Source organism: Citrobacter sp. Cu231, assembly GCF_030332265.1.
GTDB lineage: Bacteria > Pseudomonadota > Gammaproteobacteria > Enterobacterales > Enterobacteriaceae > Citrobacter > Citrobacter meridianamericanus.
The window spans coordinates 41,356-64,354 of sequence record NZ_JAOWIE010000039.1 but is presented as its reverse complement, the minus strand read 5'-3'; the positions used below and the strand labels follow the sequence as shown (position 1 = coordinate 64,354).

The 22,999-nt window shown below is 53.8% G+C and carries 20 protein-coding genes and 4 tRNA genes; 19 read left to right on the top strand and 5 right to left on the bottom strand.

What is annotated here, in order from left to right; translation table 11 throughout:
• Positions 1-29 precede the first annotated feature (29 nt).
• The 12 genes from rfbA to OGY15_RS14215 all read left to right on the top strand — a co-directional run bounded on the left by rfbA (position 30) and on the right by OGY15_RS14215 (position 9,319).
• On the top strand, positions 30-911 hold the full coding sequence (rfbA, locus tag OGY15_RS14270; protein ID WP_151217262.1) for a glucose-1-phosphate thymidylyltransferase RfbA: 882 nt from the start codon (positions 30-32) through the stop codon (positions 909-911).
• Positions 889-1,566: a dTDP-4-amino-4,6-dideoxy-D-galactose acyltransferase gene (gene rffC / locus OGY15_RS14265; RefSeq protein WP_151217260.1), complete on the top strand. Its 678-nt coding sequence runs from the start codon at positions 889-891 to the stop codon at positions 1,564-1,566. Before rfbA ends, rffC begins: the two co-directional genes overlap by 23 nt.
• 4 nt (positions 1,567-1,570) lie before the next feature.
• Positions 1,571-2,701 (top strand): dTDP-4-amino-4,6-dideoxygalactose transaminase, encoded by a 1,131-nt coding sequence (gene rffA, locus OGY15_RS14260; protein WP_151217259.1) that lies wholly within the window; start codon positions 1,571-1,573, stop codon positions 2,699-2,701.
• A gap of 1 nt (position 2,702) precedes the next feature.
• Positions 2,703-3,953, top strand: a complete 1,251-nt coding sequence (wzxE, locus tag OGY15_RS14255; RefSeq protein ID WP_286539713.1) for a lipid III flippase WzxE — start codon at positions 2,703-2,705, stop codon at positions 3,951-3,953.
• Positions 3,950-5,029, top strand: coding sequence for a TDP-N-acetylfucosamine:lipid II N-acetylfucosaminyltransferase (locus tag OGY15_RS14250; protein WP_151217257.1), 1,080 nt, complete (start codon positions 3,950-3,952; stop codon positions 5,027-5,029). Before wzxE ends, OGY15_RS14250 begins: the two co-directional genes overlap by 4 nt.
• Positions 5,026-6,381, top strand: a complete 1,356-nt coding sequence (wzyE, locus tag OGY15_RS14245) for an ECA oligosaccharide polymerase (RefSeq protein ID WP_187254149.1) — start codon at positions 5,026-5,028, stop codon at positions 6,379-6,381. The genes OGY15_RS14250 and wzyE overlap by 4 nt, the downstream gene beginning before the upstream one ends.
• The gene (gene wecG / locus OGY15_RS14240; protein WP_286539708.1) at positions 6,381-7,121 is read left to right on the top strand and encodes a lipopolysaccharide N-acetylmannosaminouronosyltransferase; all 741 of its coding nucleotides are present in this window, start codon (positions 6,381-6,383) and stop codon (positions 7,119-7,121) included. Before wzyE ends, wecG begins: the two co-directional genes overlap by 1 nt.
• A gap of 277 nt (positions 7,122-7,398) precedes the next feature.
• Positions 7,399-8,784, top strand: a complete 1,386-nt coding sequence (gene thrP, locus OGY15_RS14235; RefSeq protein WP_286539705.1) for a bifunctional threonine/serine APC transporter ThrP — start codon at positions 7,399-7,401, stop codon at positions 8,782-8,784.
• A gap of 102 nt (positions 8,785-8,886) precedes the next feature.
• Positions 8,887-8,963: transfer RNA gene (locus OGY15_RS14230), tRNA-Arg, on the top strand.
• 56 nt (positions 8,964-9,019) lie between these two features.
• A tRNA-His gene (locus OGY15_RS14225) sits at positions 9,020-9,095 on the top strand.
• 20 nt (positions 9,096-9,115) lie between these two features.
• Positions 9,116-9,201 (top strand) — tRNA-Leu (locus tag OGY15_RS14220).
• A gap of 41 nt (positions 9,202-9,242) precedes the next feature.
• Positions 9,243-9,319: transfer RNA gene (locus tag OGY15_RS14215), tRNA-Pro, on the top strand.
• Between the two features lie 405 nt (positions 9,320-9,724).
• Here OGY15_RS14215 and hemY read toward each other — a convergent pair.
• From hemY to hemC, 4 genes are read right to left on the bottom strand one after another with little or no spacing between them, the layout of a single operon-like run.
• A complete protein-coding gene (gene hemY / locus OGY15_RS14210) occupies positions 9,725-10,924 on the bottom strand; it encodes a protoheme IX biogenesis protein HemY (protein ID WP_151217300.1) in 1,200 nt (399 codons plus the stop codon).
• Between the two features lie 2 nt (positions 10,925-10,926).
• Positions 10,927-12,096, bottom strand: coding sequence for a uroporphyrinogen-III C-methyltransferase (hemX, locus tag OGY15_RS14205; protein ID WP_210905533.1), 1,170 nt, complete (start codon positions 12,094-12,096; stop codon positions 10,927-10,929).
• Between the two features lie 21 nt (positions 12,097-12,117).
• Positions 12,118-12,858 carry a uroporphyrinogen-III synthase gene (gene hemD / locus OGY15_RS14200; RefSeq protein WP_151217251.1) on the bottom strand — a complete coding sequence of 247 codons (741 nt, stop codon included), beginning with the start codon at positions 12,856-12,858 and terminating at the stop codon, positions 12,118-12,120.
• Positions 12,855-13,796 (bottom strand): hydroxymethylbilane synthase, encoded by a 942-nt coding sequence (gene hemC / locus OGY15_RS14195; protein WP_151217250.1) that lies wholly within the window; start codon positions 13,794-13,796, stop codon positions 12,855-12,857. Before hemC ends, hemD begins: the two co-directional genes overlap by 4 nt.
• Before the next feature lie 391 nt (positions 13,797-14,187).
• Between hemC and cyaA the strand changes: the two genes are divergently transcribed.
• Positions 14,188-16,734: a class I adenylate cyclase gene (gene cyaA / locus OGY15_RS14190; protein ID WP_040230071.1), complete on the top strand. Its 2,547-nt coding sequence runs from the start codon at positions 14,188-14,190 to the stop codon at positions 16,732-16,734.
• 40 nt (positions 16,735-16,774) lie between these two features.
• Here the strand turns inward: cyaA and cyaY are convergent, their stop codons facing one another.
• Positions 16,775-17,095 carry an iron donor protein CyaY gene (gene cyaY / locus OGY15_RS14185; RefSeq protein WP_151217248.1) on the bottom strand — a complete coding sequence of 107 codons (321 nt, stop codon included), beginning with the start codon at positions 17,093-17,095 and terminating at the stop codon, positions 16,775-16,777.
• Positions 17,096-17,233: 138 nt separating this feature from the next.
• Between cyaY and lptM the strand changes: the two genes are divergently transcribed.
• The 6 genes from lptM (at position 17,234) to uvrD (ending at position 22,856) form a co-directional block, all read left to right on the top strand.
• A complete protein-coding gene (lptM, locus tag OGY15_RS14180) occupies positions 17,234-17,437 on the top strand; it encodes an LPS translocon maturation chaperone LptM (RefSeq protein WP_003017937.1) in 204 nt (67 codons plus the stop codon).
• Positions 17,438-17,485: 48 nt separating this feature from the next.
• Positions 17,486-18,310 (top strand): diaminopimelate epimerase, encoded by an 825-nt coding sequence (gene dapF / locus OGY15_RS14175; RefSeq protein WP_151217298.1) that lies wholly within the window; start codon positions 17,486-17,488, stop codon positions 18,308-18,310.
• Positions 18,307-19,014 (top strand): DUF484 domain-containing protein, encoded by a 708-nt coding sequence (locus tag OGY15_RS14170; RefSeq protein WP_151217245.1) that lies wholly within the window; start codon positions 18,307-18,309, stop codon positions 19,012-19,014. The genes dapF and OGY15_RS14170 overlap by 4 nt, the downstream gene beginning before the upstream one ends.
• Positions 19,011-19,913, top strand: a complete 903-nt coding sequence (xerC, locus tag OGY15_RS14165; protein WP_114681699.1) for a tyrosine recombinase XerC — start codon at positions 19,011-19,013, stop codon at positions 19,911-19,913. The genes OGY15_RS14170 and xerC overlap by 4 nt, the downstream gene beginning before the upstream one ends.
• Positions 19,913-20,629, top strand: coding sequence for a 5-amino-6-(5-phospho-D-ribitylamino)uracil phosphatase YigB (gene yigB / locus OGY15_RS14160; protein WP_151217244.1), 717 nt, complete (start codon positions 19,913-19,915; stop codon positions 20,627-20,629). The genes xerC and yigB overlap by 1 nt, the downstream gene beginning before the upstream one ends.
• A 64-nt stretch (positions 20,630-20,693) precedes the next feature.
• Positions 20,694-22,856, top strand: coding sequence for a DNA helicase II (gene uvrD, locus OGY15_RS14155; RefSeq protein ID WP_003017922.1), 2,163 nt, complete (start codon positions 20,694-20,696; stop codon positions 22,854-22,856).
• Positions 22,857-22,999: the final 143 nt, after the last annotated feature.

The following is a 22,999-nucleotide window of genomic DNA, read 5'->3' as shown; positions in this document are numbered from 1 at the left end:
CTGGTTTTGGCTCCCGGAGGAGACAACGCATGAAAGGTATCATTCTGGCGGGTGGTTCAGGTACTCGCCTGTATCCCATCACGCGCGGCGTATCGAAGCAACTGTTACCCATTTACGATAAGCCGATGATTTACTACCCGCTATCGGTACTGATGCTGGCGGGAATTCGCGAAATCCTGATTATCACTACCCCGGAAGATAAAGGGTATTTCCAGCGTTTACTGGGTGATGGCTCTGAGTTCGGCATTGAATTGCAGTATGCTGAGCAGCCGAGCCCGGATGGATTAGCGCAGGCGTTTATTATCGGTGAAACGTTTCTTAACGGTGAACCATCGTGTCTGGTGTTAGGGGACAATATCTTCTTTGGTCAGGGATTTAGTCCAAAACTGCGTCATGTGGCTGCCCGAACGCAAGGCGCGACGGTGTTTGGCTATCAGGTGATGGATCCTGAACGTTTTGGTGTTGTTGAGTTTGACGAAAATTTTCGCGCAGTCTCACTGGAAGAGAAGCCGAAAGAACCGAAGTCTAACTGGGCGGTGACAGGACTCTATTTCTATGACAGTAAAGTGGTGGAATATGCAAAACGCGTAAAACCGTCTGAGCGTGGAGAACTGGAGATTACGTCCATTAACCAGATGTATCTTGATGACGGACACCTGACGGTAGAGTTGCTTGGGCGTGGTTTTGCCTGGCTGGATACCGGTACGCATGACAGTTTGATCGAAGCGAGTACTTTTGTGCAGACGGTAGAGAAACGCCAGGGCTTTAAAATAGCCTGTCTGGAAGAAATCGCCTGGCGTAACGGTTGGCTGGATGACGAAGGCGTGAAGCGTGCCGCCAGTTCACTGGCCAAAACGGGCTATGGCCAATATTTGTTGGAGCTGCTCCGTGCTCGTCCGCGCCAGTATTGAGCCGCTTAGCTGGGAAAATACGTTCTTTGGCGTCAATAGCGCCATTGTACGTTTTGACCAACATGCGCCGGTTCTGACTGCGAATGCGTTGCAGTCCTGGTCGCGGGTACAGGCAAAAATTCCTGCCGCAAATAGCCATGAATTAGATGGCTTACAGCAGTTGGGATTCTCACTGGTAGAAGGTGAAGTGGATTTTGTACTGCCGGTGACCTGTTTCAGCGGCAACCCCGGTGCGCAGGTCGCACAACCTGAGGATATCCCGGCATTACGCCAACTGGCAGGCAAGGCGTTTGCGCAAAGTCGTTTTCGCACTCCGTGGTATCCCGCAGATGCCAGTGCGCGTTTTTACGCGCAGTGGATCGAAAACGCGGTGCTTGGGACGTTCGATCATCAATGCCTCATTTTTCGTAAACCGACAGGTGAAATTCGTGGCTATGTCTCGCTGCGTGAACTGAATGCGACCGAGGCCCGAATTGGTCTGCTGGCCGGGCGTGGTGTGGGCGCAGAACTGATGCAGGCGGCGCTTTGTTGGGCACAGGCTCGCGGTAAAACAACATTGCGCGTGGCGACCCAAATGGGCAACACCGCCGCGCTTAAACGTTACATACACAGTGGTGCGAATGTGGAAAGCACCGCGTATTGGTTATACAGGTGAAACGATGATTCCATTTAACGCACCGCCGGTGGTGGGAACTGAACTTGATTACATGCAGTCCGCGATGAACAGCGGCAAACTGTGTGGTGATGGCGGCTTTACCCGCCGCTGTCAGCAATGGTTGGAGCAGCATTTTGGCAGCGAGAAAGTGCTGCTGACACCCTCCTGTACCGCATCGCTTGAGATGGCGGCATTACTGCTGGATATCCAGCCTGGTGATGAAGTCATTATGCCAAGCTACACGTTTGTCTCCACGGCCAATGCCTTCGTGCTGCGCGGGGCAAAAATCGTCTTTGTTGATATCCGCCCGGATACCATGAACATGGACGAAACGCTGATTGAAGCGGCAATTACCGACAAAACCCGCGCGATTGTGCCAGTACATTACGCGGGCGTGGCCTGCGAAATGGATACCATTATGGCGCTGGCGACAAAGTACAACCTGTTTGTGGTGGAAGATGCCGCTCAGGGCGTCATGTCAACCTACAAAGGTCGGGCGCTGGGGACAATTGGTCACATTGGCTGCTTTAGCTTCCATGAAACCAAAAACTATACCGCAGGCGGTGAAGGTGGTGCGACGCTGATTAATGATAAAAAATTAGTCGAACGCGCAGAGATCATCCGTGAAAAAGGCACCAACCGCAGCCAGTTTTTCCGCGGTCAGGTAGACAAATATACCTGGCGTGATATCGGCTCCAGCTATCTGATGTCCGATCTGCAGGCCGCCTATCTGTGGGCGCAACTGGAAGCGGCGGACCGCATTAACCAGCAGCGTCTGGCGCTGTGGCAGAATTATTACGATGCCCTCGAACCGCTGGCGCGTGCCGGACGGATTGACCTGCCTTGTGTTCCGGAAAGCTGCGTGCAAAATGCCCATATGTTTTATATCAAGCTGCGCGATATCGATGATCGCACCGCGTTGATTAACTTCCTGAAAGAAGCCGAAATTATGGCGGTGTTCCACTATATCCCGCTGCATGATTGCCCGGCTGGCGATAAATTTGGCGTGTTTGCCGGTGTTGATCGTTACACCACCAAAGAGAGCGAGCGCCTGCTGCGTTTACCGCTGTTCTATAACCTGTCACCGGTTAACCAGCGAACGGTAATTTCGACCTTACTCAACTATTTCGCCTGATATGTCGCTTGCAAAAGCGTCCTTGTGGACGGCGGCCAGTACGCTGGTAAAAATCGGTGCGGGTTTGCTGGTCGTGAAGCTGCTGGCAGTGTCATTTGGTCCGGCTGGCGTGGGGCAGGCGGGCAACTTCCGTCAGATGGTCACCGTGCTTGGCGTGTTAGCGGGGGCCGGCATTTTTAACGGCGTCACGAAATACGTTGCGCAGCACCATGATGACCCGGCACGACTGCGGAGGGTAGTCGGTACCTCTTCCGCAATGGTGTTGGGATTCTCTACCCTAATGGCGGTGGTTTTTTTGCTGGCGGCCGCGCCTATCAGTCAGGGGTTATTTGGCCATACTCATTATCAGGGGCTGGTACGACTGGTTGCGCTGGTGCAGATGGGTATTGCATGGGCGAATCTACTGCTGGCGCTGATGAAGGGTTTCCGCGATGCGGCGGGTAACGCGCTGTCGCTAATTGTGGGTAGCCTGGTAGGCGTGGTGGCTTATTATGGCTGTTATCGCCTGGGTGGGTATGAGGGGGCCTTGCTGGGGCTGGCGCTGGTTCCTGCGCTGGTGGTTATCCCAGCAGCCATCATGCTGATTAAGCGTGGCACTATTCCTCTGCATTACCTGAAGCCCTCGTGGGATAACGGTCTGGCAGGGCAGCTAAGCAAGTTTACGCTGATGGCGCTGATTACCTCCATAACGCTGCCTGTCGCATATGTGATGATGCGAAACCTGCTGGCGGCGCAGTACGGCTGGGATGATGTGGGGATCTGGCAAGGGGTAAGCAGTATTTCCGATGCTTACCTGCAATTTATCACCGCCTCATTTAGCGTTTACTTGCTGCCGACATTGTCGCGTTTGACCGAAAAGCGCGACATTACACGCGAAGTGATCAAGTCGTTGAAGTTTGTGTTGCCGGCGGTTGCCGCCGCAAGCTTTAGCGTTTGGCTACTGCGTGACTTTGCTATCTGGCTGCTTTTCTCCGCTAAATTCACCGCGATGCGCGACCTGTTTGCCTGGCAACTGGTCGGCGATGTGCTGAAAGTGGGGGCGTATGTCTTTGGGTATCTGGTGATCGCGAAAGCGTCGCTGCGGTTTTATATTTTGGCTGAAATTAGCCAGTTCATATTATTGACGGCGTTTGCTCATTGGTTGATCCCTGCTCACGGTGCGCTGGGCGCGGCACAGGCGTATATGGCAACGTACATCGTCTATTTTTCTCTTTGTTGTGGCGTATTTTTACTCTGGCGTAGGCGGGCATGACTGTACTGATTCACGTTTTGGGATCGGATATCCCTCACCATAATCAAACCGTGCTGCGGTTTTTCAACGACTCGCTGGCCGCAACCAGCGAGCACGCGCGCTCGTTTATGGTTGCAGGTCCGGATGCGGGATTCAGTGAGAGCTGCCCGGCGTTATCGCTGAGTTTCTACAGCGGGAAAAAGGCGTTGGCTGAAGCGGTTATCGCGAAAGCAAAAGCGGATCGCCAACAGCGCTTCTTCTTCCACGGTCAGTTCAATACCAGCCTGTGGCTGGCGCTGCTGAGCGGGGGAATTAAACCGACGCAGTTTAACTGGCATATCTGGGGCGCAGATTTATACGAAGTCTCCAGTGGACTGAAATTCCGCCTGTTTTACCCGATTCGTCGCATGGCGCAGAACCGTGTGGGCTGCGTATTTGCCACGCGTGGTGACTTGAGCTATTTCGCCGGACAACATCCGCGCGTGCGTGGTGAGTTGCTCTATTTCCCAACGCGAATGGATCCCAGACTCAATAATATGAGCAGTGAATGTCAGCGTAGCGGCAAGATGACGGTGTTGGTTGGCAACTCAGGCGATCGCAGCAATGAGCATGTTGCCGCGCTACGCGCTGTTCATCAGCAGTTCGGCGACACGGTGAACGTGATTGTGCCGATGGGTTACCCCGCTAATAATACGGCCTACATCGATGAGGTTCGCCAGGCGGGGCTGGCATTATTTAGCGCTGATAATCTGCAAATTTTAAGTGAAAAACTGGAATTTGATGCCTATTTGGCATTATTGCGTCAGTGTGATTTGGGGTACTTCATTTTTGCCCGTCAGCAAGGGATCGGTACTCTGTGTTTGCTGATTCAGGCCGGTATTCCTTGCGTGCTGAACCGTGAAAATCCCTTCTGGCAGGATATGGTGGAGCAGAATCTCCCGGTGTTATTTACCACTGATGAGCTCAATGAAGACGTCGTACGCGAAGCGCAGCGCCAGTTGGCATCGGTAGATAAAAATACAATCACCTTCTTTAGCCCTAATTATCTGCAGCCGTGGCATAACGCGCTGCGCATTGCTTCAGGAGAAATCGTATGAGCCTGATGCAATTTAGCGGCCTGCTGGTGGTATGGTTGCTTTCCACCTTGTTTATCGCCACGCTGACCTGGTTCGAATTCCGTCGCGTGCGTTTTAACTTCAACGTTTTCTTTTCGCTGCTGTTTTTGCTGACGTTCTTTTTTGGATTCCCGTTGACCAGCATCCTGGTGTTCCGTTTTGATGTGGCTGTCGCTCCACCGGAGATCTTGCTGCAGGCCTTGCTGTCAGCCGCCTGTTTCTATGCCGTCTACTATGTGACGTATAAAACGCGATTGCGTAAGCGAGTAGAGGGTAAGCCGCGCAGGCCGCTGTTTACTATTAACCGCGTTGAAGCCCATTTGACCTGGATTATCCTGATGGCGATTGCGTTGGTAAGCGTAGGCGTCTTCTTTATGAACAACGGATTCCTGCTGTTCAGACTGCAATCCTACAGCCAGATTTTTTCCAGCGAAGTCTCTGGGGTCGCTCTGAAGCGTTTCTTCTACTTCTTCATTCCGGCCATGCTGGTCGTCTATTTCCTGCGTCAGGACAGCAAAGCGTGGTTGTTCTTCCTGGTAAGCACCGTCGCGTTTGGTTTGCTGACCTATATGATTGTGGGCGGGACACGCGCCAATATCATTATTGCGTTTGCCATCTTCCTGTTTATCGGCATTATTCGCGGCTGGATTTCGCTGTGGATGCTGGCCGCTGCGGGTGTGTTGGGTATTGTCGGAATGTTCTGGCTTGCGCTGAAGCGCTACGGAATGAACGTCAGCGGAGATGAGGCGTTCTATACGTTCTTGTATCTTACGCGCGACACTTTCTCGCCGTGGGAGAATCTGGCGCTGTTGCTGCAAAATTACCACAATATTGAGTTCCAGGGGCTGGCGCCGATTGTTCGTGACTTCTACGTCTTTATCCCTTCCTGGCTGTGGCCAGGGCGGCCGAGTATTGTTCTCAACTCAGCGAACTACTTTACCTGGGAAGTGTTGAATAACCACTCGGGACTGGCGATTTCGCCGACGCTAATTGGTTCTCTGGTGGTGATGGGCGGGGCGCTGTTTATTCCGTTAGGCGCGATTGTCGTCGGGTTAATTATTAAATGGTTCGACTGGTTGTATGAGTTAGGCAATCGCGAAGCTAATCGCTATAAGGCGGCGATTCTGCACAGTTTCTGTTTTGGTGCCATTTTCAATATGATCGTTTTGGCACGTGAAGGACTGGATTCGTTTGTCTCACGAGTAGTCTTTTTCCTCGTGATTTTTGGCGTTTGTCTGCTGGTAGCAAAATTGCTGTTCTGGCTATTCGATAGTGCGGGACTCATCCATAAACGAATAAAATCGCTGCCCCGGACACAGATTGAAGGATCGTAATGACAGATAACACAACAGCGCCACTCTATTCGCTGCGCGGGCTACAACTGATTGGCTGGCGCGATATGCAGCATGCGCTAAATTACCTGTTTGCCGAGGGACATCTCAGGAAGGGGACACTGGTGGCGATCAATGCCGAGAAAATGCTGACGGCAGAAGATAACCCTGAAGTGCGGGAATTGATCAACGCCGCTGAGTTCAAATATGCGGATGGCATTAGCGTGGTGCGTTCAGTGCGCAAAAAATTCCCGCAGGCGCAGGTTTCACGCGTGGCGGGGGCTGATCTGTGGGAAGCGCTGATGGCGCGAGCCGGGCAGGAGGGAACGCCGGTATTCCTGATTGGCGGTAAGCCTGACGTTCTGGCGCAAACAGAAGCCAAACTGCGTGCGCAGTGGCGCGTGAACATAGTGGGTAGCCAGGACGGGTATTTTACCCCGGAGCAGCGTCAGGCGTTGTTTGAGCGTATCCACACCAGCGGTGCGCAAATTGTGACGGTGGCGATGGGCTCGCCGAAACAAGAGATCTTTATGCGTGATTGCCGCAAGACTCACCCAGAAGCGCTGTATATGGGCGTGGGTGGTACCTACGACGTCTTTACCGGTCACGTTAAGCGCGCACCTAAAATTTGGCAGAATCTGGGTCTGGAGTGGCTGTATCGCTTACTGTCGCAGCCAAGCCGCATCACTCGTCAACTGCGCTTATTGCGTTATCTCCGCTGGCACTATACCGGCAACCTCTGACACCTTCTCTTCTCTGATAAGTAGCGTTTTCTACTAATTACGCTACTTATTCACCACATTATCGCTGCTTTATCGCACAATTCATCTATTTTTTGAATGCTTTAATTGCCATTTAAGCGATTTTAGGAAACCATTCGCAACAATCATTCCAGTGCCGTGGAGTTTTGACACCAACCGCTAAGCGGTCGGTGTCGTGTGGCCTGTTATGGCATAACAAGATGTACCCATAACGAGAACCGGTAATACCGGACAGCATGCAAACACAACAAGAGGATTTATGGCCGAGAACAAACCTGAGCTACAGCGTGGGCTGGAGGCTCGTCACATCGAATTAATTGCCCTTGGGGGCACTATTGGCGTCGGACTCTTTATGGGGGCTGCCAGTACCCTGAAATGGGCGGGGCCGTCGGTTCTGCTGGCATACATCGTGGCCGGGCTGTTCGTCTTTTTCATTATGCGTTCTATGGGGGAGATGTTATTCCTCGAGCCGGTTGCCGGTTCATTCGCTGTTTACGCCCATCGTTATATGAGCCCCTTCTTTGGTTATCTCACCGCCTGGTCATATTGGTTTATGTGGATGGCAGTGGGGATATCAGAGATTACCGCCATCGGGGTGTACGTCCAGTTCTGGTTCCCGGAAATGGCGCAATGGATACCCGCACTGATTGCTGTTGGACTGGTTGCGTTGGCAAACCTCGCCGCAGTTCGCTTGTATGGTGAAATTGAATTCTGGTTTGCCATGATCAAAGTGACCACCATCATTGTGATGATCGTCATTGGGTTAGGGGTGATTTTCTTCGGGTTTGGCAACGGTGGTCAGGCGATCGGTTTTGGCAACCTGACCGAGCATGGTGGCTTCTTTGCTGGTGGTTGGAAGGGCTTCCTGACGGCATTGTGTATTGTCGTGGCTTCTTACCAGGGCGTGGAGCTGATCGGCATTACTGCAGGTGAAGCGAAGAATCCACAGGTCACGCTGCGTAGCGCAGTAGGTAAAGTGCTGTGGCGTATCCTGATTTTCTACGTTGGGGCGATTTTTGTTATCGTCACTATTTTCCCGTGGAACGAGATTGGCAGCAACGGCAGTCCGTTTGTTCTCACCTTTGCCAAGATTGGTATTACCGCCGCGGCAGGGATTATTAACTTTGTGGTTCTGACGGCGGCGCTGTCGGGTTGTAACAGCGGGATGTACAGCTGCGGGCGCATGCTCTACGCACTGGCAAAGAATCGTCAGCTCCCCGCCGCTGTTGGAAAAGTTTCTCGCCATGGCGTACCGGTTGCCGGCGTAGCCATTTCTATCGCGATACTGCTGATTGGTTCGTGCCTGAACTACATTATTCCCAACCCGCAGCGCGTATTCGTTTATGTTTATAGCGCCAGCGTGCTACCGGGGATGGTGCCGTGGTTTGTGATCCTGATAAGCCAGCTGCGGTTCCGCCAGGCCCATAAAGCGGCGATCGCCAGTCATCCTTTCCGTTCGATTCTGTTCCCGTGGGCGAATTATTTGACGATGGCGTTCCTGATTTGCGTATTAATCGGCATGTACTTTAATGAAGATACCCGAATGTCACTGTTTGTTGGCATTGGCTTCTTACTGGCGGTGACACTCATTTATAAGGTTTTTGGCCTGAATCGTCATGGCTCAGCCCAAAAATTGCAGGAATAAGCGACAAAACGCACAAACCATGACCAAACGATAATTTATTTTAAAAAACCACTAGACAGCAGACCGAGACCTCCGTAATATCCAGCCCCGCAACGGCGCTAAGCGCCCGTAGCTCAGCTGGATAGAGCGCTGCCCTCCGGAGGCAGAGGTCTCAGGTTCGAATCCTGTCGGGCGCACCATTTAGTAAGGTGCCGGAGCTGCGGTGGTTTTAATACCGCGTAAAAGATTTGCAGTGGTGGCTATAGCTCAGTTGGTAGAGCCCTGGATTGTGATTCCAGTTGTCGTGGGTTCGAATCCCATTAGCCACCCCATTAATTTAAAGTTGTGAAATGCGAAGGTGGCGGAATTGGTAGACGCGCTAGCTTCAGGTGTTAGTGTCCTTAGGATGTGGGGGTTCGAGTCCCCCCCCTCGCACCACGACTTAAAGAATTGAACTAAAAATTCAAAAAGCAGTAAAACGGCGAGTAGCGCAGCTTGGTAGCGCAACTGGTTTGGGACCAGTGGGTCGGAGGTTCGAATCCTCTCTCGCCGACCAATTTTGAACCCCGCTTCGGCGGGGTTTTTTGTTTTCTGATTTTCCTTTCTCAGTCGTTATTCCCAAGAATTACCTGCTGTCTTAAAAAGTCCGAATACCTGGTTTTTGCAGTGCAATCGTGGCACGCGTTGTGCAATAATATACGGGTAGATGCTCATTCCATCTCTTATGTTCGCCATCTGGCCTCATAAACTCAGGAATGATGCAGAGCCGTTTACGGTGCTTATCGTCCACAGACAGATGTCGCGTAGCCTCATCAAACACCATGGACATAACGTTGAGTGAAGCACCCATTTATGTTGTCATACAGACCTGTTTAACGCCTGCTCCAAAAGAGCGGGCGTTTTTTTATTTATGCATCATTGAAAATGCCCGGTAGGCGAAGCGTCACCGGGCAATGGGGAATTACTGCGGGGGATTGTTGTTCTGCAGCGTCAGCATCAGGCCATCACGGCGCATGGTGGCGGCTTCTTCCGGTTGATGCAGTCTGTCCAGCGCGTCAGCAAGCCAGGCGTAGTCATAGGCATCCGGGCGCTGTTTGAGGGCTGCACGGAAGGCTAGCGTGGCTTCCTGCCATTCGCCATGCTTCATGAGCGACTGCCCCAGCGTGCTCCATAGCAACGGGCGATCGCCCACGGCTTTAATCTGCTGGCGCAACACTTTCTCTATCTGTTCCGGGTTATTGGTTTTCAGACGCGGGATCGGCAGCACCAGGCGATCGTCGTACTGACGTTTCAGGCCATCAATAATGACCTGCTGCGCCGTGTCGTGATCGTCACACTCAATCAGATGTTCAGCCATCGCTACCTGCAGGGCAACCTGATGACGGGTTTTACGGTTCTGATTTTTCCACCATGCGCGTAGCCCCTCGCTGCCCTGATCGGCGCGAACCTGATCCATCAGGCCAACCCATGCCTGCTGTTCCAGCATAGCGCGATGTTCGTCATCGCCCACGTGCGCTTTTGCCATGGATGGAATGATATCCAGTAACGAACTCCATGCGCCGGTACGAATGTAGGCCTGTTCAGCCAGACGCAGCACTTCCGGATGACGAGGTGTCACTTCCAGCAGTTTGTCTACGCTGTGGCGCGCGGCATGATTTTCATTACGCGCCAGCTGCAGGCGAACGCGAGCGATTTCAACCGGGATCGTATCATTGCCTGCCAGTTCGGCGGCACGCTCAAGGTGTTGGTTGGCACGCGCTTCGTCACCGCGCTGCTGAGCCGCTTCTGCCGCCAGCAGGTAATTCACTACCGGCTGTTCTGCATGATCGGCATTTTTCGACATCAGCTTCTCAACCTGCTGATAGTCACCTTCCGCCAGCTTGAGCAGCGCCTGTTCGGTCTGCTTACGGGCGCGACGACGTTTACGACCGACAAACCATCCGCGGGTATGCGCACCTGTGCGGAAAATTCGGCGCAGCAGCCATTCAATTGCAAACAGGACGACCATGGCGACGATCAGGATGATCGCCAGTCCCGTCACGCTGGTTTCGATATTGTAATTATCCGTCTGGATCAATACGTAGCCCTGATGACCGGCAATCATCGGACCAACAACGATCCCGGCAATCAGCAGCACAAAGAGCAATAATACTTTTAGCATCATTATTCTCCTTGCGGCGCAGTCGCCGGAGCGTCTGTTGCAGGCGCAGGTACAACTGGCGCTGTGGCAGGTTGCGCCAGTAAATTACGTACGCGGGTCTGCATTAGCTTGTCGAGAAGAGCCTGGCTCTGCAGTGTTTCCGGGACATCCATACTGATGCTTTGTTGGCTCAGCTGGTCTACCTCTTCAAGGAAAGCTTTGGTCGTTGCATCATCGGTGTCGTAGTAGGCGCGCACCCAGGTAGAGACGTTTTCCAGCGCCTGACGCCAGGTTTCTTCCTGATGACGCGGCACAGCCTGGGCGGCCACTAACAGGCGTGAACGGATGTTTTCACGTAAATAAACGTCCTGGTTCGGTGCCAGCAGCGGGACGGCGGTTTCATCACGACGGCGAACGGTGATAAAGCTATCCATAAAGTTCTGCCAGCTTTTTTGCAGATTGATACGCCATTCGCTGATCGAGCTGGAAAGCTCGTTGCTGTCGGAGTCCATCGGCGAATCATCGGTGTCATTGTCGGCCAGACGCAGGTTATCAATCTGGTTTGCGAGCTGATTTACTTTGAGGATAATGCCGTCATAGTCGACCTGAGTCACCGCGGAGAGGCTAGCGATATCATCGGTAATCGCGCGGCGGGCGGTAATCAGGCTCGGGTCGTTCATATCCGCCAGGCTGGCATCTGCGCTTTTCAGCAGCGCCGCGGCGGTGGTCACGTCCTGATCGCTCCATAATTTGCGACCGGCCAGTTTCACCAGGAAATCAGCCTGCGCCAGTAACCATGTTCCGGCATCGCTGCTGGAGATAGTGGCGACTTTTTGCTGGACTTCGTCAAGCTGTTTGACCAGAGCGGCCTGCTGGCGAGAGGCTTCATCCAGCTGCGTGGCCTGCTGTTTAATAATGCCTTCCAGCTCAGCTTTTTGGCTTTCCTGCGCTTTTTGCAGCGCCGTCAGTTGGTTTGCCAGCGCGTCGCTGGTTGCTGTCTGTGTTGTTGCCTGTTGTTTCCCCCAGCCGTACAGCCCAACGCCTGCTGCCAGCGCGATTGCAATCGCCACGGCGCTCAGAATCAGCGCCGTGCTGTTCTTACTCTTTTTTTCAGTATTGACTGGCTGTGACGTGGTTTCCACGGCCTCCCTGGTCTCTTCAACCACGGCGGAGGATTTTTCTTGTTCCGTCATTATGGCATCCCATTATGAGAGTTATTGTAATGCGCGTAACAGCGCATCGTTGTCGGCGTTATCAGCGACCTTAATATCTTGCCAGCCCAGTTCCCGGGCGAGGTGCGCCAGACGCTCACTGACGACCAGCAGCCGACAGCGTAGTAACCAGTGCTCACGATACCATTGCGGAATGAGCGACCAGAGCTGTTGTAGCATCTCTCCGCTGGTGACAACCAGCGTGGTCACGCCACGAGATTGCCAGCGCATCGCTTCTTCCGCGCCATCGTAGTGTTTTGCACTGCGTTGATAACATTCACAAAAATCGACATCAGCTCCACGTGCCGTCAGGGTTTCACCTATCAGCTCGCGACCACCGTTGCCGCGTAAAATAAGCGCGCGTTTTCCCGCAATATTTTGTAATTCAGGTAATTGTAGCAAGACTTCGCTAATTTCCCGATCCAGAGGGTAGTGAATATTGCAGCTGCTAACGGTATGCAGTGCCAGCGCCGTTGTGCGGCCAATAGCAAAATAATGCGGAAGGGAGGGCCAACTTTTCCCTTGCTGCTGAAGCTCGGCATCAGCAAAGGTGACGGCGTGCTGTGAGAGTGCGAAGACCAGATCGTTTTCCGTCAGCGCTGACAGTCGGGAAGCAAGCATCGCCAGTTCCCGACCCGGTGAAAACTCGATGAGCGGAAAACTCCAGGCCACCTGCCCCAGTGTGCGCAGACGGCTCACTAACTCTTCCCCAGCGGGAGACGGGCGGGTGACCAGAATACTCATGCGGGGGCTTCTCCGTTGTAAACTTCAGCCAAAATGGCACGCGCACCGTTCTCCAGTAGCTCTTCAGCCAGAGAGATGCCCATCTGTTCAGCATCCTGCGCGGCACCGCGACGTTCTCCACATACCATCTGCGAACCATCAGGTGCGCCAACCAGCGCCCGCAGCCAAATCTCACCGTTAATGACCTCGGCATAACTGCCGATAGGTACCTGACATCCTCCTTCCAGGCGGGTGTTCATGGCGCGTTCGGCTTTGACGCGTAGCGCTGTCTCTTCATGATTGAGCGGCGCTAACAGCGCCTGAGTGCGCATATCATCCAGTCGACATTCTATGCCAACTGCGCCTTGCCCGACAGCTGGCAGAGAGACTTCCGGCGGCAGAGCGGTACGGACGCGCGACTCAAGACCTAAACGTTTTAATCCGGCGACCGCCAGAATAATCGCGTCATAATCACCGTTATCCAGTTTGCCGAGACGTGTGCCTACGTTACCGCGCAACGAACGGATGATGAGGTCCGGACGGCGTTTGGCCAACTGGCACTGACGGCGCAAACTGGATGTCCCGACGATGCTGCCAGCCGGGAGTTCATCCAGCGTGTTGTACTTATTGGAGACGAAAGCATCACGCGGATCTTCTCGCTCGCAAATGGTGACCAGTCCAAGACCGTCAGGGAATTCAACCGGCACATCCTTCATGGAGTGCACGGCGATATCGGCGCGTTTTTCCAGCAGCGCGACTTCCAGCTCTTTAACAAACAGCCCTTTCCCCCCGACCTTCGCCAGCGGAGTATCAAGGATCACATCGCCACGGGTTACCATAGGAACCAGTTCCACGATCAGACCGGGGTGGTTTGCCATTAAGGCGTCTTTGACATAATGTGCCTGCCAGAGCGCAAGGGGGCTTTGGCGTGTGGCAATTCTCAAAACATTGTCTAACATGCTTGTTACCGTCATTATCAATCATTGACCATCCTAACATCCTTATCAAAGGGATGTCAGCGTTACGCTCAAACGTAAGTGAGAGGAAAAGGCGCTGCATCATCACTGTCAGTGAAGAATGACGAGAAAAACCTCCCGACCGTATGAAGGAATTTACACGTAACGAACGGTGCTACACTTGTATGTAGCGCATCTTTCTTTACGGTCAATGAGCAAGGTGTTAAATTGATCACGTTTTAGACCATTTTTTCATCTGTAACTAATAAAAGTGCAGGTGAAAAAGGTAACGGTTATTTTTGACATACGGTTTATCCGGATTGATGACGAGGGTGGTAAGCGTTTGCGCCGCCGCTATCGACGCCATGACGGATGCAACATCAGGCGATACGTCTTGTACCTCTATATTGAGACTCTGAAACAGAGACTGGATGCCATAAATCAACTGCGTGTGGATCGCGCGCTTGCTGCCATGGGACCTGCTTTCCAGCAGGTATACAGTCTGCTGCCGACATTATTGCACTACCACCATCCGCTGATGCCGGGTTACCTTGATGGTAACGTTCCCAAAGGCATATGCCTTTACACGCCTGATGAAACCCAACGCCACTACCTGAACGAGTTGGAACTGTACCGCGGCATGTCGCCGCAGGACCCGCCGAAGGGCGAACTGCCGATCACCGGCGTTTACTCGATGGGCAGTACCTCTTCGGTAGGGCAAAGCTGTTCGTCTGACCTTGATATCTGGGTCTGCCATCAATCCTGGCTGGATAGCGAAGAGCGCCAACTGCTGCAGCGTAAATGTAGCCTGCTGGAAAGCTGGGCGGCCTCGCTGGGCGTGGAAGTCAGTTTCTTCCTGATTGACGAAAACCGTTTCCGTCACAATGAAAGCGGCAGTCTGGGTGGGGAAGACTGTGGCTCGACGCAGCATATCCTGTTGCTGGATGAATTCTATCGCACCGCTGTGCGCCTCGCGGGTAAACGTATTCTGTGGAATATGGTACCGGGCGACGAAGAAGAGCATTACGACGATTACGTCATGACGCTCTACGCACAAGGGGTGCTAACGCCAAACGAATGGCTGGATCTCGGCGGGCTCAGTTCGCTCTCTGCCGAAGAGTATTTCGGCGCCAGCCTTTGGCAGTTGTACAAGAGTATCGACTCTCCGTACAAAGCAGTGCTGAAAACGCTGCTGCTGGAGGCGTATTCCTGGGAATACCCCAATCCACGCCTGTTGGCGAAAGATATTAAACAGCGCTTGCACGATGGTGAGATCGTCTCATTTGGTCTCGACCCTTACTGCATGATGCTGGAGCGTGTAACCGAATACCTTACGGCGATCGAAGACCCGACACGTCTGGATTTAGTGCGTCGATGTTTCTACTTAAAAGTGTGTGAGAAACTGAGCCGTGAGCGCGCCTGCGTGGGCTGGCGCCGTGAAGTATTAAGTCAATTAGTGACAGAGTGGGGCTGGGATGATGCCCGTCTGACCATGCTGGATAACCGCGCTAACTGGAAGATTGACCAGGTGCGTGAAGCGCATAACGAACTGCTCGATGCGATGATGCAGAGCTATCGTAACCTGATCCGCTTTGCACGGCGTAATAACCTCAGCGTCAGCGCCAGCCCGCAAGATATCGGCGTGCTGACCCGTAAGCTGTATGCCGCGTTTGAAGCGTTGCCGGGTAAAGTCACGCTGGTGAACCCGCAGATATCTCCAGACCTCTCGGAACCGAATCTGACCTTTATCCATGTGCCTCCGGGTCGTGCCAACCGTTCGGGGTGGTATCTTTACAACCGAGCGCCGAACATGGACTCGATCATCAGCCATCAGCCACTGGAATATAACCGCTATCTCAACAAGCTGGTGGCGTGGGCCTGGTTTAATGGCCTGCTGACCTCGCGTACGCATCTATTTATTAAGGGTAACGGCATCGTTGATTTGCCGAAGCTGCAGGAAATGGTCGCCGATGTGTCGCACCACTTCCCGCTGCGTTTACCAGCGCCAACGCCGAAAGCGCTTTATAGTCCGTGCGAAATTCGGCATCTGGCAATTATCGTTAACCTCGAATATGACCCGACGGCGGCATTTCGCAATCAGGTGGTGCATTTTGATTTCCGTAAGCTGGACGTCTTCAGTTTTGGCGAAGAGCAAAATTGCCTGGTCGGTAGCGTAGACCTGCTGTATCGCAACTCGTGGAATGAGGTGCGTACGCTGCACTTCAACGGCGAGCAGGCGATGATTGAAGCGTTAAAAACGATTCTGGGCAAAATGCATCAGGATGCCGCGCCGCCGGATAGCGTCGAGGTCTTCTGCTATAGCCAGCATCTGCGCGGGTTAATTCGTACTCGCGTACAGCAACTGGTGTCTGAGTGCATCGAATTACGCCTCTCCAGTACCCGTCAGGAAACTGGACGCTTCAAAGCGCTGCGTGTTTCCGGTCAGACGTGGGGGCTGTTCTTCGAACGTCTGAACGTCTCGGTACAGAAGCTGGAAAACGCGATTGAATTCTATGGTGCGATTTCACATAACAAACTGCACGGACTTTCCGTTCAGGTTGAGACTAACCATGTGAAACTTCCGTCGGTAGTGGACGGGTTTGCCAGCGAAGGGATCATTCAGTTCTTTTTCGAAGAAACGGGTGATGAGCAGGGCTTTAATATCTACATTCTGGACGAGAGTAACCGGGCCGAGGTGTATCACCACTGCGAAGGCAGCAAAGAGGAACTGGTACGCGACGTCAGCCGTTTCTACTCATCGTCGCACGATCGCTTCACCTATGGCTCAAGCTTTATCAACTTTAACCTGCCGCAGTTCTACCAGATTGTGAAAACCGACGGGCGCGCGCAGGTAATTCCGTTCCGTACCCAGCCGATTAGCGCTGTTCCGCCCGTCAATCAGGACAACGACGCGCCGCAGTTGCAGCAGTATTTTTCCTGAACATGATGCCGGATAAGCGAAGCGCATCCGGCAATCACACTTAGCGGAAGCTCACTTCTTCACCTGCCTGCTGTGTTGCCGCCTGTTCCAGCAGATCCCAGAACGTTTCGCCGCTACGATCGCAGATCCACTCGTCGCCTTTCAGGTCAAAGTGGTAGCCGCCCTGCTTGGTTGCCAGCCACACCTGGTGCAGCGGCTCCTGACGGTTAATAATAATTTTGCTGCCGTTTTCGAAGCTGAGGGTCAGCACGCCGCCGTTGATTTCACAATCGATATCGCTGTCGCCGTCCCAGTCGTCCAGACGCTCTTCAATGGTCATCCACAGGGTGTCAGCAAGGCGATGAAATTCACTGTCGTTCATTTTCTTATCCTGTTTTTCGTGATGACGGCAGTATAACCTGAAACAAAACGCGTTGCAGATTACAGGCTAACTCTTGCTTTTACGCCTTCTCCTGCGATGATAGAAAACAGAAAGCATGAACTTTACAGGCAATCCATAATGAAAAACGTGTTAAAGCCACTCGCTGTCATTTTTACTCTGTTCAGCCTGACGGGCTGTGGGCTCAAAGGCCCGCTGTATTTCCCGCCAGCAGATAAAACCGCGCCGCCTCCGACCAAGAGCGTTCAGCCGCAATCGCAATCCACCACGCCTGAGAAAAACGATCGTGGGATTAGTGACGGGCCTTCCCAGGTGAATTACTGACGGCAGGAATAGATTTACATTTCTGTACCCGCGTGAACGGAGTGAATGATGCAATTCTCTAAAATGCATGGCCTTGGCAACGATTTTATGGTCGTCGACGCGGTAACGCAGAATGTCTTTTTCTCACCAGAGCTGATCCGCCGCCTGTCCGACAGGCATCTCGGCGTTGGATTTGATCAACTGCTGGTGGTTGAACCTCCGTATGATCCGGAGCTGGATTTCCACTACCGTATTTTTAATGCCGACGGCAGTGAAGTGTCACAATGTGGCAATGGCGCCCGCTGTTTTGCCCGCTTTGTTCGCCTGAAAGGGCTGACCAATAAGCGCGATATTCGCGTCAGTACCGCCAATGGTCGTATGGTATTAACCGTAACCGACGACGAGCTGGTGCAGGTGAATATGGGAGAACCCAATTTTGAACCCTCGCAGGTTCCGTTTCGCGCCAATAAAGCAGAGAAGACCTATATTATGCGCGCGGCCGAACAGACAGTATTGTGCGGCGTGGTTTCAATGGGGAACCCGCACTGCGTGATTCAGGTTGATGATGTTGATACGGCCACAGTAGAAACACTGGGACCGGTTCTGGAAAGCCACGAGCGCTTCCCTGAACGCGCCAATATTGGCTTTATGCAGGTGGTGAAGCGCGAGCATATCCGACTGCGGGTTTATGAGCGTGGAGCGGGTGAAACGCAGGCCTGCGGTAGCGGGGCGTGCGCCGCTGTTGCGGTTGGTATTCAGCAGGGTCTGCTGGCAGAAGAGGTGAGGGTGGAATTACCGGGCGGTCGACTTGATATCGCCTGGAAAGGTCCGGGTCATCCGCTGTATATGACAGGCCCGGCGGCACATGTCTACGACGGATTTATTCACTTATGAAGCAACCAGGGGAAGAACTACAGGAAACGCTCATGGAGCTCGACGATCGGGCGGTCGTCGATTACCTGCAACGTAATCCTGAGTTTTTTATCCGTAATGCCCAGGCAGTTGAGGCGATGCGTGTTCCGCACCCGGTGCGCGGCACGGTCTCTTTAGTGGAATGGCATATGGCACGGGCGCGTAATCATATTAACGTGCTGGAAGAGAACATGGCGCTGTTGATGGAACAGGCCAACGCCAATGAAAGCCTGTTCTATCGTCTGTTAAATCTGCAAGGACGTCTGGTGGCGGCCAGCAGCCTTGACGATATGCTGATGCGATTTCATCGCTGGGCGCGTGAGTTAGGGCTGGCAGGAGCGACGGTTCGTCTGTTCCCGGATCGCTGGCGACTAGGCGCGCCCTCAAAATTCACCCATCTGGCATTAAGCCGTCAGGCTTTTGAACCGCTGCGAATTCAGCGTCTGGGCCAGTCTCGGCATTATCTTGGGCCGCTCAATGGCCCCGAGTTGCTGGTGATGATGCCGGAGGCGAAAGCGATAGGCTCAGTCGCGATGTCGATGCTCGGGCAAGATGGCTCCCTTGGCGTGATGCTGTTCAGCAGTCGTGACGTTAATCATTACCAGCAGGGACAAGGTACGCAGTTATTGCAGGAAATCTCGTTGATGTTGCCGGAACTGCTGGAGCGCTGGATTGAACGCATATGACCGATTCACCCCTTTCTCAGGATGTGGCGCGCTTTTTGCGCTATCTGGGCGTTGAGCGCCAGCTTAGCCCGATCACATTGCTTAATTATCAGCGCCAGCTTGATGCCATCATCGCGTTAGCCGGAGAAACCGGTTTGCAAAGCTGGCAACAATGTGACGCTGCTATGGTGCGAAGCTTTGCCGTGCGCAGTCGTCGTAAAGGGCTGGGACCGGCGAGCCTGGCGTTGCGACTTTCCGCGCTACGCAGTTTTTTCGACTGGCTGGTTAATCAGGGCGAGCTGAAAGCCAATCCGGCAAAAAGCGTTTCCGCACCCAAAGCACCGCGTCATCTGCCTAAAAATATCGATGTCGACGACGTTAATCGCCTGCTGGATATCGATCTCAACGATCCCCTCGCCGTGCGCGACCGCGCGATGCTGGAAGTGATGTACGGCGCCGGGCTGCGTTTATCTGAACTGGTTGGGCTGGATATTAAACATCTCGATCTCGACACCGGCGAAGTATGGGTGATGGGCAAGGGCAGTAAAGAGCGTCGACTGCCGATTGGCCGCAATGCGGTGGCGTGGATTGAGCACTGGCTGGATCTGCGCGGACTCTTTGGCTGCGATGACGATGCGTTATTTCTGTCAAAACTGGGCAAACGCATCTCTGCACGGAACGTGCAGAAACGTTTTGCTGAATGGGGTATCAAGCAGGGGCTGAACAGCCATGTACATCCCCACAAGCTACGCCATTCATTTGCGACGCATATGCTGGAGTCGAGCGGCGATCTGCGTGGTGTGCAGGAATTATTAGGCCATGCCAATCTCTCCACGACCCAAATCTATACCCATCTTGATTTTCAACACCTGGCTTCAGTGTACGATGCGGCGCATCCGCGCGCCAAACGGGGGAAATAATGCGTTTTTACCGGCCTTTGGGGCGCATTTCTGCGCTCACCTTTGACCTTGATGACACCCTTTACGATAACCGTCCCGTTATCACACGCACCGAGCAGGAAGCGCTCGCGTTTGTACAGAATTATCATCCGGCGCTGAGTTCGCTGCAAAATAGCGACCTCCAGCGCTTACGTCAGGCCGTTCGCGACGCTGAGCCGGAAATCTACCACGACGTTACTCAATGGCGCCACCGCGCCGTAGAACGCGCTATGCTGGAGGCGGGGTTGTCAGAGGCCGAAGCCAGAATGGGAGCGAATGCGGCGATGATGAATTTCGCCAAATGGCGTAGCCGTATTGATGTCCCGCAGGCGACACATGACACGCTGAAGGCGCTGGCCCGAAAATGGCCGCTGGTGGCGATTACCAACGGTAACGCGCAGCCGGAATTGTTTGGCCTGGGCGATTATTTTGAGTTTGTGCTGCGCGCCGGTCCCGACGGGCGATCAAAACCGTTCAGCGACATGTACGCGCTGGCGGCGGAAAAACTGAACATGCCCGTGGGTGACATTCTGCACGTGGGCGATGACCTGACGACAGACGTCGCGGGAGCCATCCGTTGCGGTATGCAGGCTTGCTGGATCAAACCGGAAAATGCCGACCTGATGCACATCGCTGACAGCCGTTTGCTGCCGCATATCGAAATTTCACAGTTGGCATCTCTAACCTCGCTGATATAATCACCAACAACTCTGTATAAATTCCCAGGGGTCCGGCTGGGCCCTGTTGATTCCGGCGGTGCCAATGGACGTTTCTTACCTGCTCGATAGCCTCAATGACGAACAGCGCCAGGCTGTGGCCGCGCCACGCAGCAACATGTTGGTTCTGGCAGGCGCGGGGAGTGGTAAAACGCGCGTGCTGGTGCACCGCATCGCCTGGTTACTGACGGTAGAGAACAACTCGCCGTACTCCATTATGGCGGTCACCTTTACCAACAAAGCGGCGGCGGAAATGCGCCACCGTATTGGTCAGATCATGGGAACCAGCCAGGGCGGTATGTGGGTGGGTACGTTCCACGGTCTGGCGCACCGTCTGCTGCGCGCGCACCATATGGATGCCAACCTGCCGCAGGATTTCCAGATCCTCGACAGCGAAGACCAACTGCGTCTGCTCAAGCGCCTGATCAAGGCGATGAACCTGGATGAGAAGCAGTGGCCGCCGCGTCAGGCGATGTGGTTTATCAATAGTCAGAAAGACGAAGGGCTGCGCCCGCACCATCTGCAGAGCTATGGCAACCCGGTTGAGCAAACCTGGCAGAAAGTGTATCAGGCTTACCAGGAAGCGTGTGATCGCGCCGGGCTGGTGGATTTCGCCGAGCTGCTACTGCGTGCCCATGAACTGTGGCTCAACAAACCGCATATCCTGCAGCACTACCGCGAACGCTTTACCAATATCCTGGTGGATGAGTTCCAGGATACCAACAACATTCAGTACGCCTGGATCCGCCTGCTGGCGGGCGACACCGGCAAAGTGATGATCGTGGGCGATGACGACCAGTCGATCTACGGCTGGCGCGGAGCGCAGGTGGAAAATATCCAGCGCTTCCTCACCGATTTCCCGGGCGCAGAAACCATTCGCCTGGAGCAGAATTACCGCTCGACCAACAATATCCTCAGCGCGGCTAACGCCCTGATTGAAAACAACAATGGGCGTCTGGGTAAAAAGCTGTGGACCGACGGCGTCGACGGTGAACCGATCTCGCTATACTGCGCGTTCAACGAACTCGATGAAGCGCGCTTTGTCGTTAACCGCATCAAAACCTGGCAGGACAACGGCGGTGCGCTTGAACAATGCGCTATTCTGTACCGCAGCAACGCCCAGTCGCGCGTGCTGGAAGAGGCGTTGTTACAAGCCAGTATGCCGTATCGTATTTATGGCGGGATGCGCTTCTTTGAACGCCAGGAAATCAAAGATGCACTCTCCTACCTGCGCCTGATCGCCAATCGCAATGACGATGCGGCGTTTGAGCGCGTGGTGAATACACCGACGCGCGGGATTGGCGATCGTACGCTGGATGTGGTGCGCCAGACCTCACGTGACCGCCAGCTAACGCTGTGGCAGGCCTGTCGTGAACTGTTGCAGGAAAAAGCCCTTGCGGGTCGTGCCGCCAGCGCCTTACAGCGTTTTATGGAGCTGATTGACGCTCTGGCGCAGGAGACCGCCGATATGCCGCTGCACGTGCAGACTGACCGGGTGATTAAAGACTCCGGGCTGCGCATGATGTACGAGCAGGAAAAAGGCGAGAAGGGCCAGACGCGTATCGAAAACTTAGACGAACTGGTGACGGCAACGCGTCAGTTTAGTTACAACGAAGAAGACGAAGACCTGATGCCGCTGCAGGCGTTCCTGTCTCACGCCGCGCTGGAAGCGGGCGAAGGACAGGCGGATACCTGGCAGGACGCGGTACAGCTGATGACCCTGCACTCGGCGAAAGGTCTGGAGTTCCCTCAGGTGTTTATCGTCGGCATGGAAGAAGGCATGTTCCCCAGCCAGATGTCGCTGGACGAAGGCGGACGTCTCGAAGAGGAACGCCGACTGGCCTACGTCGGCGTGACCCGTGCGATGCAAAAGCTGACGCTAACCTACGCTGAAACGCGTCGTTTGTATGGCAAAGAGGTTTACCATCGTCCGTCACGCTTTATTGGTGAACTGCCGGAAGCGTGCGTTGAAGAGGTACGTTTGCGCGCCACGGTCAGCCGTCCGGTGAGCCATCAGCGGATGGGCACGCCAATGGCGGAAAACGACACTGGCTATAAGCTTGGCCAGCGCGTGCGCCACGCCAAGTTTGGCGAGGGCACCATTGTCAATCTGGAAGGCAGCGGTGAGCACAGTCGTTTGCAGGTCGCGTTCCAGGGGCAGGGGATCAAATGGCTGGTGGCAGCCTATGCCCGACTGGAAACGGTATAACTTTCAGAAAAATATCATTATTTTGTAACGATCTGCTAGCCTTACTGATGAGCAGGTAATTTATCCAGGCTAGCGTTTCGTTGCGTGTTGACGTCAAAATTTTGCTGGCGTAACATGCGCGCACGATTACGCTAAGAGGACAT